A 12,913-nucleotide genomic window follows, 5' to 3' on the forward strand; every position below is an offset into this window, starting at 1 on the left:
AGCTATTCGCAGCAGCCCGTTTCTGCCGCTGACAAATACAGCGAAGTGCTATTCTTGGGTTTTGCTCCTAATTCTGACACATTCAGAATTGTTCTCCAAAAGGAAAGGGGAGTGTGTAGTCTGTGGCAAGCGTTGAATTAGTCTGGTGTGAAACCGCCGTGAGCCAGTTGGCTACTGAGGGCAGTAAAGTGATTAGAAGTGTAGCCTACCTAAGCAGCTACCGTCCACGACCAGCAAAAATCACGTAAATCGTTGCCAATAAGATTTTGAAATCCATCATCAGGCTCATATTCTCAATGTAGAAGAGGTCATACTTCATTCGCTCGAGCATTTCTTCAATGCTGGAAGCGTAGCCAAATTTTACCTGTCCCCAACTCGTTACACCCGGGCGGACGCGATGCAGGCGCGCATAATGCGGTGCAATAGCTTTAAGCTGCTCAACGAAGTATGGACGCTCAGGGCGAGGTCCGACAACGGACATATCGCCAATAAGCACATTCCAAAACTGCGGCAGTTCATCGAGCCGATACTTGCGGAGGAACTTGCCAAACGGTGTGATGCGCGCATCGTCTTTTTGCGTCAGCAAAGGCACGCCATTTTCTGCATCTTTGTGCATTGAGCGAAACTTGTAGATTGTAAAGTGCCGTCCGTGTCGCCCAACACGCGTCTGCGTGTAAATCGGCGAGGCTTTGGTGTCAATCCAGACAATCAGAGCAAGAAGGAGCAGCACAGGGGAAAACAGAATAAGCACAGCAAGCGAGAAGCAAATGTCAAAGAGGCGTTTCACATTTTCTGCAAAGGGGGAAAGCAGAGGTGGAGAAAGCTCAATGAGCGGCGTGCCATAAATCTGCGTGGTGCGCGCTGCGCCAGAAAGAATGTCATACATATCAGGCAAAATCTTAATGCCCACATTTTTGCCTTCGCAGCAGCCGATAATACGCAAGAGCTCTTCGTGCCGAGATGATTGTGCTGCAATAATCACTTCCGAGACGTGGTGCTTAGCAAAGATTGTCTCAAGGTCGTCTAATTCACCGAGTGTGTGCAGTGAAGCTAAAACAGGAGCACTTTTGCACTCTTTGATGAAGCCTACAATGTCCAACCCTAATGCAGGATGTGCTGCAATATCTGCAGCAAGTGATGCAGCACGAGACCCTGTGCCGATAATCACTGCACGGCGACGACCAATGCCCGAGTGCACAAGCAGCCGACGCTGATAGCTGCGCTGCACCAGCCGACCCACTGGCACTGTAGCACATAGCGCAGCCCAATACAGCGCAGCTCCAAAACGAGAAGAACGGGAAGGGGCATTGGCAAGTTCAGGCGGCTCACTAACATCATCGGCAAAAATCAAGATGAAAAGCAGAAGGGTGCCGAAAGAAAGTGCCTTGATCACTGTAACCGCTTCTTCATAGCGTGAGCTAAAGCGCCAGTCACGGTATAGCCCAAAAAGCCAGAAGATAAGTAGCCAATAGACGACAATTGTCAGCATTGGGAGAAAAATCATTGGCGCTTGCTCCGTGAAAGCCGCAAAAGGGACAGACTGGCGAAAAAAGTAGTAGAGGAAAAAAGCAACATTGAAAGCAACGAAATCCAGTAGCAGCGTCAGCAGGCGTTGGGTGGTTTCGGGTTTGAGCATACTTCTTAGAGCAAAAACGTCCTTTTGCTTTCCTCTGAATTAGACGCCGAAGAAATCGTTGCGTTTAGTCCAAATAGTTAGTGCGAGCTTAGGTCAGCGCAAAGATACAGAATGCACCGTTAATACTCTGCCGTAAAGCGCACAAAGCCAAAGCTGAACGGGCGCCAGAGATTTTGCGATACATTCTGCTCGACTTGATAGTGATAGCGCAGTTCAATGACATAATTTTTGAGCGGTTCGTAGCGCAAAGAAGCAGTAAAAATTAGGTCGTTGAATCGAGTCCCGTCAAGAAAGGGAGCGGCACGCCGCAAGGGAATGTCAGGGGTATTGGTTAAATCTACATCACCGCCCACATTTTTCACCAAGCGACCTTCAGCATCAAACACATTTTCACCTCGCCGAATAGAGCGGAATTCCAGATTGAGGCGCAAGTTTTCCATTGCGTTGTAAGAAAGCCGCAGATAAAGTTCATCCGCATTTGGGCCAATCGGGTTGCCCACAATCAGACCATTTGCAGTGAAGGCATTGCGCGGGTTAATGTGCGAGTAAAAAAATGGGCGAATGTAGGTGTATTCAGCAACAAACGACAAGTTTTGAATCCAAAATGCTTCATACCAGAACGCTCCGATTTGGAAGGCATACTTGTCCGTGACAAGTTCATTCGGCGAAAAGAATTGAAGCGACAATGCTTCGTCCATGACGAAAGTGCCTTGCAGCTCAAAATTTTTGAAAAAGTGCGTTTGCATATCCACAAAGATGAGCGAATTGTCACGGTCTTGCAGCACATCTTGCTCCAGGAACTTGTAAAAAATGATAGGGTTGAGATAAGCCACTTCTAAGCCACGACCCGAGTAGACCATCACGTCGCCAAATGTGGCAGAGAACCAATTTGGCACGCTAACTTTGAGCTTGTGCAGCGCAAAGAACTTGGTGTATCGTTCATCTCGGTTGAAGCTAAAATTGCCAACTGTCGAGGCGTGCACCATTGCATAGTGAAAAATGCCGTAGTTTGCATTGATTTTGAGAAAGTCCAGCACAGGTCCATTGCCAGAAACCATCAAGCGGTTGCCGTAGCCAAAGCCGTAACGAATCGGCTCGCGTCCAATCTGAAAAGAGATATTGAGGTCTGCAGTAGGCTCGGTGTAGAAGCGCACATAGCCTTCGCTAAGGGTGTAGTTAGGGAACTCTTCAGGTTGAATGTTGCCCTCAATGAGTTTGAAGTTGGTGCGCAGGTCAGGACGAGCGGCTAGCACAAGGTCACGGCTGCCGGGGTTCATTCCTTGTGTAAAAGAAAGCATTGTGCCAAGTTGCCCAAAAAGTGTAACGCGAAAGCGAAAGGCCGCATCATAGACAAAAGCAGAGACATTTGGGCGAGGCTCAAGGCGCAAGACATTATGTCCGCCAAGCAGCAGTTCTACAAAGATGCGAGTGCTATCGCGCTTGTAGTAGAAAAAATTTTTCTCCTTATCGGAGAAGATTTCAGCAGCGCGCTCGCTGAACGGTCGGTCGTATTGAATCAAGTTTGAAAAAGTCTCTGTATTCTGGAACGACTCATCAAATGTGATTTGAAAGCGGCGCAAAAGTCGCCGTTCTGTTTCACTTAGCTCATTTTCTTTTGCCGCAATTTCACGCAAAAGCTGAATGACCTCTAAGCGCGAAAGGGGAAGGTTATCGTCGTGAAAAAAAGAAGTGATTTTTTTGACGCGCATTTCCTTGAGATACTCATAGATGTCAACAGCATGAAAGGTAGCATTGAGCGGAATGTTATCCTGCTGTGCCCAAAGTAAAGTTGGTAGTGCTAGGGAAAAAAGCCAGAGTAGAAGGCAGAGCAGGTAGCGCATTCGGAAAAAAGTAGACGGGCGCACAGTCAGTCTGCCAAAGTGGGTCGGACAAACGGTTATCTGTAAATCTCTACCACAGGCTCGCCCTTTTCGTTGATATAGCCACGATACATTCCTTCGCTATTGAAGGGCATAGCGATATTGCCATGTTTGTCGAGAATAATCATACCGCCATCGCCACCGAGCTGACCAATTTTTTCAATCACCAGTTTGCCAGCTTCAGAGACCGACAAGCCTTTGTAGGCGATCAGTGCCGAGACATCAAAAGCTGCAACAGTGCGAATGAAGTATTCGCCCCAACCTGTGGTGGAGACGGCGCAAGTTGCATTGTTTGCGTAGGTGCCTGCACCGATGATAGGTGAGTCACCCACGCGCCCATATCGCTTGTTCATCATGCCGCCTGTAGAAGTGCCAGCCGCAAGGTTGCCGTATCTATCCAGAGCGACCGCACCCACCGTGCCTTTCTTGTCGGACTGTTTGCTGCCTTCTTGCTTGGAACGCTCACGTTCTTTGGCGCGCTCGAGTCCTTTGAGGCGCTCAGGCGTGATAAAGTAGCTCTCAGGCACTAGCTCAAAGCCCTGAGAGGTCGCAAAGCGTTCTGCTCCGTCGCCAACCATCAAGACATGCGGCGATTTTTCCATTACGGCACGTGCCAGTGAAATGGGGTTTTTAATGCGGTGCACGGCTGCAACCGCACCGGCAGCAAGTGTTTTACCATCCATAATTGAAGCATCAAGCTCAGCTTTTCCGTCAGCGTTAAGCACCGCACCTTTGCCTGCATTGAAAAGCGGTGAATCTTCTAAAATTTTGATAGCGGCTTCAACGGCATCAAGGCTTGTGCCACCGTCTTGCAAAATCTTGTAGCCAGCACGCAACGCCTCAGTGAGTTTCTCACGATAGGCTTGCTCTCTTTCTGGCGACATATCTTGCTTGCGAATGACGCCTGCACCGCCGTGAATCGCAAAGGCAATTTTTGATTGAGATGGTTGAGCTTGCAAGTTCAGTAGAGTGCCGCTGAGAAGCACAATAGTGAAGAAGAAAAATTCAATGCGCATATAGAAAAAAGTGGTTTTAGAAGATGCAACTTTTGGAGCGAGCGAAAAAGCTCGCTGAGTAAAAACTTATTGAACCATAAAAATAAAAATCCTGCATACAACAAAAAGAGTAGCAACAGTGCAACAACCACGATAGCATACTTGCGACCGAAGACACTCGAACTGGCTTCAATCAGTTTCTCAACAATTCTGTGCGACCACCGACTCAGAAATTCAAAAGCAGGGTAGAAAAGCACAACCACAATAACCATGCCCAGTGCCGTCAGTAGATAGGGATTGACGGTTTTATCAAGGCGCGTAACGAATGCATTGATAGAGGTGTTCACGAACTCTACACAGAGCAAAACAAGAACAACTATCATTGCACGGAAGCGCTGCCGTGTGCGAGCGGCTTTCTGCTGCGGTGTGTCTGAAACTGGCATCGCAAGTAAAAAATGCAGGTTGGTTCGAGCAGGGCAAATTTATGCCGGCTTAGAACATTGAAGTGGCGCTCATGCATTCGATGCATGCCAAGTCAAATTTGCAAGCCGCATTACGAAATCTGAGAATAGGGACGAGAGCTAACCGCACCCACGATTCTTGTTGTCTTCCAAGCGGCACGGTTCGAGCAAGATTGCTTCAAATCTGTGGAATTATCGTAGATTGTAACTCTTGCGAAAAATGTCGGCAGTATATGGAAGAGAAAATCTACACGCATCTCCTCGAAAAGCTCAGAGCAACTTATCAAAAAATCCAAGTGCGAGATGCCTTAGGGGGCTTAGCGAAGTTTGTGCTGGCTACGTTAGGCGCAATGCTGGCAGTTGCGGCTGTAGAGTCTGTAGCGAAGTTAGACAGCATAGGACGCTTGCTGCTTCTGGTACTGCTGATTGGAACAAGTGTAGCCAGTCTGCTTTACTTTGTGGTGCTACCGCTCCTTCAGCGCACGTTTAGCCCTGACGAAATAGCAAAGTTAGTAGGTGAATTTTTCCCAAACTTGCAGGACAGGCTCATTAATGTGCTGCAAGTGTATCGAGACGCACGGTCAAACCCATTTGCGGTAGCTGCTTTAGCAAAAGTGGGAAAGGACACCGAGCCGATGGATTTTCGAGCAGCGGTGTCATTTGAGAAAATAAAACCTGTGGGAAGTGCAGCAGTGGTTGGTGCAGTGGCAACGGCGCTGGTCTTTTCACTTTCCCCGCTTGGCTTAAACCGTGCCCTTGTGCGCATCATTCGGTTTAGTGAAGACTTCACCCCACCGCCACCCTTTCAGATTCTTTCTCTCTCCAGAGATGTGGAAGTCGCAAAGGGGAGCGATGCCGAAGTGCGCTTCAAGGTCGTGCCAAACCCAGAAGCGGAAACCGTGCTGGAAGTGCGGCGACTTACACTGAGGCTCTATGACCTCAGCGGCTTTGAGTTGCAAGACATCAAACTTCTGCAAGATAGTGCAGGTGAATTTTCCTATCGGTTGCGAAACCAGCGACAAGACCTCCTGTACTTTGCCGAAAGCGATGTGGCAGGGAAAACAATCAGAAGCGACCGCCACTATGTCTATGTGCTGGATAAGCCACGCATTGAGCGCTTTCAGCTCTCACTGATGCCACCGGCGTACAGTCAGCTTAGCCCACAGGTGCTTGAGCCAAATTTTGGCGATGCAGCCAGCCTAAAAGGCTCAAAGGTAACTGTGCGCCTGAAGGCATCAAAGCCGATAAAGTCGGCGATGCTGGTAAGTGATACAGTTCAACTGGCAATGCAAGTCAGCGGCGATTCTGCGACCGTTACTTTTACACTGAAAGATGACCTGACCTATCGGCTTGAAGTAAGAGACCAAACTGAAATGCGCTCTGAGCCAAGTGCCACATATCAACTGCGTGCTATTCCTGATGAATTCCCAACCATTCGCCTCTTACAGCCTGAGACGCGCGAGACCAAGTTGCCTGAATCGCTTGTTCAGCCACTGACGCTCGAGCTCAAAGATGACTTTGGCTTTAGCCGACTGGCTATCAAGTTTAGAGTAAGCAAATCCGAGATTGCAGAGCCAGAAGAGACATTTCGCGAAATACTGATTCCACTCACTGGTGAAGGCACGCAAATTGACCGCGTAGTGAATTTTACTTGGAACTTGAGCAAAGCAGGCATTGTGGCAGGCGATGAAGTGGAGTTTTACGCCGAAGTGCACGACAACGACGCTGTTTCAGGATACAAAGCTGCCCGCACGGACTTTTATCGACTGCGTTTGCCTTCACTTGAGGAAGTGTTTGCAGAAGTCGAGCGTGCAGAGTCTAATGCAATCACCGCACTGGAAAAGAAAATAGAGGACGCAAAGTCAATTCAGGAGCAGCTCGAGAAAGTGCAAAACGAATTGCGTCAGAAAAGTCGCTCAAATTGGCAAGACCGTAAGGCGCTGGAATCGGCACTCAAAAAACAAGAGGAACTTCAAAAAAGTGCTGCAGCGCTCTCAGAAGAATTGCAAAAGATGATTGTGGAAATGCAAGAGCGGAGCCTTGTGTCTGAAGAAACGCTGCAAAAATATCAGGAAGTGCAGCGGCTTTTGGAAGAGATTAATGCACCTGAACTGAAAGACGCATTGCGCCAGCTTCGAGATGCCTTATCGCAAGTCAGCGAGCAAGAGCTGCGCAAAGCCTTAGAAAAAATGACCTTCAACGAGGAACAGATTCAGAAGAGCTTAGAGCGCACCAAAGAACTTTTGCAGCGCATTCAAGTCGAACGCAAGATTGATGAGCTAACCAAACGCATCAGCGAGATGCTGCAGAAGCAAGAGGAAATTCGCGCTGAGACAATGCAACGCTCGCCAAAAGAGCAAGAAAAGCTGAAAGAACTGCAAAAGCAGCAAGAGAGCCTTAAAAAAGACCTTGAGGAACTTCAAAACGCGCAAAAGGAACTGGAAGAAAAGATGAAAGCCTTCCCGAAGCAAGAGCAATTGCCAATGGAAGAGCTTGAGAAACTCAAAAGTCAAGCAGAGCAAGATGCACTGGAAAAAGATTTAGAAGAAGCGGAGCAAAAACTGGGCGAGCGCAATCCTGATGCGGCCGCAGAGAAACAAAAGTCAGCACTGCAAAAGATGCGTCAGCGTCAGAAGCAGCTTTCGGAAATGAAGCAAGAACTGACACGAATGCGCCGTCAAGAGCTAATTGACGCAATGCAGAATGCGGCGCGTGCTGCACTCGAACTCTCTAAAGCACAAGAGGAGCTGAAAAACGAAACGGAACAGATTCGTGGGCAGGTCTCAATGGAAGAATCACGCGAGATAGCACAAACTCAGCAGCAGATTCTGGAATCTTTGCACCAACTGCAAGAAAGTGTCTCAAAAATCGGCAAAAAGTCGTCCAAAATTCGCTCAGAGTTATCGAGACAATTGGCAGAAGCAGAGCGAGAAATGCAGCAGTCTATTTCTGCAATGGAAAATCGTCAAGCGCAGCAAGCAGCGGCTAAAATGCGTGAAGCAATGCGAGCGCTCAACGAATTTGCAGCCCAGACAAGCGATATGCTGGCCCAGATGATGGGGCAAAAGGGCGGCGATGGACAAGGCGAGGGTGGCGATGCGCTCTCTGAACTGATGCAGAGCTTAACAGGTCAGCAAAGCGAACTGAACAGCCAAACTGAGAGCTTGATGCAAGGTCAAGGGAAAAATCAAGTTGATAGAGCCCAGCGACTGGCACAGCTGGCAGCACAGCAACGCTTGATTCAAGAGCAACTGCGACGCATCGCAGAACGACAAACACAAAAGCAAAGTGAAGGAGCAGGTAAAGAGCTACTGGGCAATTTGGAAAAGCTGGCAGAGGAAATGGAAGAGAGCGCCAAAGCCTTAGAAAAAGAAGAACTGACGCGCGAGCTAATCAAGCGTCAGCAGCAGATTCTCTCGCGAATGCTCCAATCCACAAAATCGCTCCAAAAGCGTGAATTTGAAGAGCAGCGAGAAGCAAAGTCCGCGCAAAACATCTATCGCAAGTCTCCAGCAGAACTTGGCTCAGAGGTAGGACGAAGCAAGTTTCAAGATGCACTCAATCGCCTCCGTGAAAAGGGCTACTCCGACGATTACCAAAAACTCATTCGACGCTACTACGAAGCACTCGAGAAATTGCAGAGCAACTAAGAGCTGCCTAAAGAGAAATGCACACAGCAAAATGGATTCACAGCTTGATATGCTGCATAGCCCTCAATTTCGGCTTGATATACATGACGGTAGATGTATGGGGCGCGCAAACCACCTTGACAGTCAGGCTGTATGGAGAGACATTTTCACTGTCGTTGCCACACCAAACCCACGCATTTAGACTGGCAGCATTGACCGATGAGCACGCCATTGAGCGGGCGCTTGCCGATTTGGAGCAAGCGTTAAAACCACTTGCAAGTCAGCTGCGCACCCAGAGCGATAAACTGCGCTGGAACGATTGGCTAAATGTAAAGCTGGCGGCTTCTGCAGCAAAAGAGGTGTGGAAATCAGAGCCAGAGCGTGTGTTTGGCTGTGCCGCGCTGCTGCGAGCGTTAGGCTACAATGCTACCCTTGCGGTGTCGGAGCGAAAGCGACTCTGGCTAGCATTTGAGATTAGCCAGCCGGTTTACTTTGCCGCAGTGTTTCGATTGGGCGAAAAAAATACGACGATGTATGCGCTGTACGACATAGAGAAAAACGACTTGCAAAAGACGCTGCCCAAAGACGGCTTAGAGCTGCTAACAGCGCCTATGCAGGGGATAAAGCGTGCAGTATCTTTTGAGCAACCGCTGCGTCCAACTTTTCCTGAAAGACCAATTTCCAAGACGCTTTCTTGGACATATCGCGGCAGAAAGTTTTCACTAACGTGTGCATTCAACAAAAATCAGCTCGATTACCTTGCTGGCTACCCGCAAATGGAGGTCGCATGGTATTTCAATCAAGCGCTGAGCAAAGCCTTTCAGGAGAAAGTTATTGAACCACTAAAAAAGATGCTGGTGCAGGAGAATTTGAAAGATGTGGAGGCAGTGGATTTTCTTTTGCAATTTTGTCTAGCGCGTCCGTATCTCGAAGACCAAAAGCAGCCGCGTGGTGAGCATTGTAGCTTTGTCGAGGAGGCACTCTTTGACGCCTACACCGATTGTGAAGACCGAGCTTACCTTCTAGCCGCGTTGGTACAGGGGGTCTTAGGTTACAAGGTAATTGGTGTGCAGTTTCCAAACCATGTAGCGATTGGCGTCTGTATCCCAAATGCAAAGCTGAATGGAAAGATATACACCTTTGAAAATGAGCGATATGTGAGTTGCGACCCGTCGTATCTGGGCAGCACAGTGGGCGAAATCCTTGAGCCATTCCAACATAGCTTGCCTGAACGTATCATTAAAATTGATGGAATAAAGTTTGTAAATTAAAACTTTTGCAACTATTCGTTCTAAACAATGAGAATTTTTTGGATCGCACTGAGCGTGGTAGTGCTGGACCAGCTCACCAAGTATCTTGCAAGAACTCAACTGGGGGAAGGCTCAGCGCCTGTAACGCTAATTCCAGACTGGCTGAAACTGACTTACACAGAAAACGCAGGGATTGCATTTGGCATTGATTTAGGCGGGCGCGCTGTGGTAACGGTGCTCTCTATCGTGGCAACGCTCGGTATTTGCTACTACCTTTATCGCACGCAGCGAAGCAACCTCTACTACCGCCTTTCTTTCGGTTTAATTATTGGTGGAGCTGTGGGCAATCTAATTGACCGTGCATTCTATGGACAAGTGGTGGATTTCATTCACTTTGACCTCTACAATGGGGTGTTGTTTGGCAAGTATGTTTCGCTGTGGCCAATTTTCAACGTGGCTGATGCGGCTATCACAATCGGTGTGGCAATAATGTTTATTTGGTATCGACAGGTTTTTGAGGATGAACCAAAGCCAGTAAGCAACACGGTCAACGCAACAGACATAAACCCATCTGTGGTATCAGCCAGCGAGACAAATCCCAATACCTCCAACGAACCTGCAAAACCGAACTGAGATGTTTGTCGATACACACGCTCATTTGTCTTTTGAGGATTACGACCAAGACCGTGATGAAGTCATGGCACGCTTAAAGGCGCAAGGCGTCCGACTCATCATCAACCCGGGCACTTCGGTAGAGACCAGTCAAGCAGCGATTGCGCTGGCTGAGCAGTGTGAATTCATCTATGCTAATGTAGGGCTGCACCCTAATGATGTGCACCCTGTAACCGATGACGATTTTCAAAAGTTAGATGAGCTGGCGGCGCACCCAAAAGTGGTCGCCATCGGCGAAATTGGGCTGGATTACCACTATCCCGATGCGAATCCAGTCAAGCAAGAGCACTGCTTTCGTGAGATGCTGCGTCTCGCCAAGCGACGTGATTTACCAGTTGTAATTCACACTCGAGACGCATGGCATGACACATTCAGAATTCTGGAAGAAGAAAAGTCCTCTAATCTGCGCGGAATGATGCATTGTTTTTCAGGTGGCGTGGAAGAAGCAGAGCGGGCCATCGCATTAGGCTTCAAAATCTCTATTCCAGGTATCGTAACCTTTAAGAAATCGAATTTGCCTGAAGTCGTTGCGGCTGTGCCGCTCAGTGAGATTTTAACGGAAACAGATTGTCCGTATCTAGCCCCTGTGCCACATCGTGGGAAACGCAATGAGCCAGCATTCGTCGTAGAGGTAGCAAAGAAAATTGCAAGCGTGAAAGGCCTGGCAGTAGAGCAAGTGGGAGAAATGACTTACAAGAACGCTTGTGCGCTTTTCCAGCTTAGAGCGCTCTAACTTAGGGAAGAAAGCTTTGAAAAAAGTGCCTGCGTGGCCCAGCTTCAACAATCACACTCCTCCACTGGCGAAAATCTGCGAGAAGTCTGTAGCTTTCAATTCGCTTTGCATGGTTCTCAAAGAACGTTATATTTGAAGCCTTGTTTTTTGACAGGCGGGCAAGGGCTATCTACGATTTACGGGGCATAGCGCAGCTGGTAGCGCGCCTGTTTTGGGAGCAGGAGGTCCCGAGTTCGAGTCTCGGTGCCCCGACTGGGTAGAAAAGTAAAAGTGCCCGTAGCTCAGCTGGATAGAGCAACAGCCTTCTAAGCTGTGGGTCACTGGTTCGAATCCAGTCGGGCACACACATAAGCTCGAAAGGCTGGGAGAAGGGGCACAAATGTGTCAGAGTCGCCAAGTTTAAGAAGAGCTTTAGATGGCGGGCATAGCTCAGCTGGTTAGAGCGTCAGATTGTGGCTCTGAAGGTCACGGGTTCGATCCCCGTTGCTCGCCCACTGATGGACAGCGGAAGCGTTTCTTGACAAGAGGCCCCATCGACTAGTGGTTAGGTCACCACCCTTTCAAGGTGGCGGGACGGGTTCGAATCCCGTTGGGGTCACGCTGAAAAGCCTTGCGCAGCAAGGCTTTTTCATTTTGCGGCGCATGCGCAAAAAAATCGCATCTCAGCGTGGAGCGATGCAGGGAGGTGCCTTCCCTCAATATAGGATGAATGTCCCCGCAATCACATTATAGAGTGTCCGACAAAAGCAAGGTGCGAAGATGCTACGACCGCACTATGTTGCTTTTCCTCTGTGCAGTCCCAGGTTGCAACATTGAATCCTGATTTGGCATAAAGCGCCACCACGCATTAGGCGAGATAACGATAGAGGCAAGTAAAACGCTGCAGAGGAGTTGGAAATCCCTAACACCGTAGAGCAGTGATTGCGAGCACAGCTTTTTATGTGAATTTGATTATCTTGTAGCCAAACATCGTTACACCTCGAGACTCAATGGTCGCAAGCTTTACTGTTGAGTTAGTCCTCAGCTTTGCAACGAGTTTGTGCAAATGTGAGCAGATGAGGCGAAAGTTTCTAAGACCTTGTCTAGCGCTGATGCTTCTTGTTGCGCTGAACGACTCAATTGCGTTAGCGCAGACAGCGGAGTTAAGCGGCACGATTACAATTTCGGCACCGAGAACGTCGCAACGGATTGCGCGTGGGCAAGCCTACCGAAACCGCCTTGCACTGGAAAAACCTGCGGAGATGGAACCAAAGTCGAGTTCGCCGTTTGAAGATGTTGTCGTGAGCGCGCACCCACTTTCGTTCAAGCCTGAACTCAAACCACTCACGAGAGATCGCACAATAGATCAGCGTGGTGCAACCTTCATACCGCGCGTTCTGCCCGTTACGCAAGGCACGGTCGTGCAGTTCATCAACAACGATCCGTTCTACCACAACGTCTTCAGCCTCACGCCCGGCAACGAGTTCAACATCGGCAGGCGAATGACGGGCGAAGTGGTGGGCAAGAAAATCGGCGAGCGCAAAATCGAAGGCTTGGGCGAAGTCAAAATTTTCTGCGACATCCATACGCAGATGAGCGCCGTCATTTTGAGCCTCGATACGCCTTACTTCACCAAGCCCGACGCAAACGGCAGGTATGAACTCAAAAACTTGCCCGA

The 12,913-nt window shown here is 48.9% G+C and carries 9 protein-coding genes and 4 tRNA genes; 9 read left to right on the forward strand and 4 right to left on the reverse strand.

From position 1 onward, the window contains the following. Positions 1–217 precede the first annotated feature (217 nt). From NZM05_07905 to NZM05_07920, 4 genes are all read right to left on the reverse strand, one after another. The gene (locus tag NZM05_07905; GenBank protein MCS7013538.1) at positions 218–1,636 is read right to left on the reverse strand and encodes a sugar transferase; all 1,419 of its coding nucleotides are present in this window, start codon (positions 1,634–1,636) and stop codon (positions 218–220) included. Between the two features lie 119 nt (positions 1,637–1,755). After that, positions 1,756–3,501 (reverse strand): hypothetical protein, encoded by a 1,746-nt coding sequence (locus NZM05_07910; protein ID MCS7013539.1) that lies wholly within the window; start codon positions 3,499–3,501, stop codon positions 1,756–1,758. A gap of 32 nt (positions 3,502–3,533) precedes the next feature. Further along, positions 3,534–4,532 (reverse strand): isoaspartyl peptidase/L-asparaginase, encoded by a 999-nt coding sequence (locus NZM05_07915; GenBank protein MCS7013540.1) that lies wholly within the window; start codon positions 4,530–4,532, stop codon positions 3,534–3,536. Continuing rightward, complete coding sequence (locus NZM05_07920; GenBank protein MCS7013541.1) at positions 4,478–4,954, reverse strand: hypothetical protein; 477 nt, start codon at positions 4,952–4,954, stop codon at positions 4,478–4,480. Before NZM05_07920 ends, NZM05_07915 begins: the two co-directional genes overlap by 55 nt. A gap of 251 nt (positions 4,955–5,205) precedes the next feature. On the opposite strand from NZM05_07920, the gene NZM05_07925 reads away from it, so the two are divergent. The 9 genes from NZM05_07925 to NZM05_07965 form a co-directional block, all read left to right on the forward strand. Continuing rightward, positions 5,206–8,622 (forward strand): hypothetical protein, encoded by a 3,417-nt coding sequence (locus NZM05_07925; protein MCS7013542.1) that lies wholly within the window; start codon positions 5,206–5,208, stop codon positions 8,620–8,622. A 17-nt stretch (positions 8,623–8,639) separates the two neighbouring features. Next, positions 8,640–9,872: a hypothetical protein gene (locus NZM05_07930; protein ID MCS7013543.1), complete on the forward strand. Its 1,233-nt coding sequence runs from the start codon at positions 8,640–8,642 to the stop codon at positions 9,870–9,872. 27 nt (positions 9,873–9,899) lie between these two features. Next, the gene (gene lspA, locus NZM05_07935; GenBank protein MCS7013544.1) at positions 9,900–10,484 is read left to right on the forward strand and encodes a signal peptidase II; all 585 of its coding nucleotides are present in this window, start codon (positions 9,900–9,902) and stop codon (positions 10,482–10,484) included. 1 nt (position 10,485) lies between these two features. Then, complete coding sequence (locus NZM05_07940) at positions 10,486–11,256, forward strand: TatD family hydrolase (protein MCS7013545.1); 771 nt, start codon at positions 10,486–10,488, stop codon at positions 11,254–11,256. A gap of 179 nt (positions 11,257–11,435) precedes the next feature. Continuing rightward, positions 11,436–11,508 (forward strand) — tRNA-Pro (locus NZM05_07945). Positions 11,509–11,526: 18 nt separating this feature from the next. Further along, positions 11,527–11,600 (forward strand) — tRNA-Arg (locus tag NZM05_07950). A gap of 74 nt (positions 11,601–11,674) precedes the next feature. Continuing rightward, positions 11,675–11,748: transfer RNA gene (locus NZM05_07955), tRNA-His, on the forward strand. Between the two features lie 34 nt (positions 11,749–11,782). Continuing rightward, positions 11,783–11,854: transfer RNA gene (locus NZM05_07960), tRNA-Glu, on the forward strand. 493 nt (positions 11,855–12,347) lie between these two features. After that, positions 12,348–12,913 (forward strand): hypothetical protein (locus NZM05_07965; GenBank protein ID MCS7013546.1); only part of this gene is annotated, 566 nt, incomplete at its 3' end.

Source organism: Chloroherpetonaceae bacterium (genome assembly GCA_025056565.1).
Lineage (GTDB): Bacteria > Bacteroidota > Chlorobiia > Chlorobiales > Thermochlorobacteraceae > Thermochlorobacter.

Excerpts from the sequence above, each read along its gene's own strand:
- NZM05_07920 (MCS7013541.1), bottom strand. The coding sequence starts at position 4,954 with ATGCCAGTTTCAGACACACCGCAGCAGAAAGCCGCTCGCACACGGCAG.
- NZM05_07940 (MCS7013545.1), top strand. The coding sequence starts at position 10,486 with ATGTTTGTCGATACACACGCTCATTTGTCTTTTGAGGATTACGACCAA.
- NZM05_07930 (MCS7013543.1), top strand. The coding sequence starts at position 8,640 with ATGCACACAGCAAAATGGATTCACAGCTTGATATGCTGCATAGCCCTC.
- NZM05_07925 (MCS7013542.1), top strand. The coding sequence starts at position 5,206 with ATGGAAGAGAAAATCTACACGCATCTCCTCGAAAAGCTCAGAGCAACT.
- NZM05_07905 (MCS7013538.1), bottom strand. The coding sequence starts at position 1,636 with ATGCTCAAACCCGAAACCACCCAACGCCTGCTGACGCTGCTACTGGAT.
- NZM05_07915 (MCS7013540.1), bottom strand. The coding sequence starts at position 4,532 with ATGCGCATTGAATTTTTCTTCTTCACTATTGTGCTTCTCAGCGGCACT.
- lspA (MCS7013544.1), top strand. The coding sequence starts at position 9,900 with ATGAGAATTTTTTGGATCGCACTGAGCGTGGTAGTGCTGGACCAGCTC.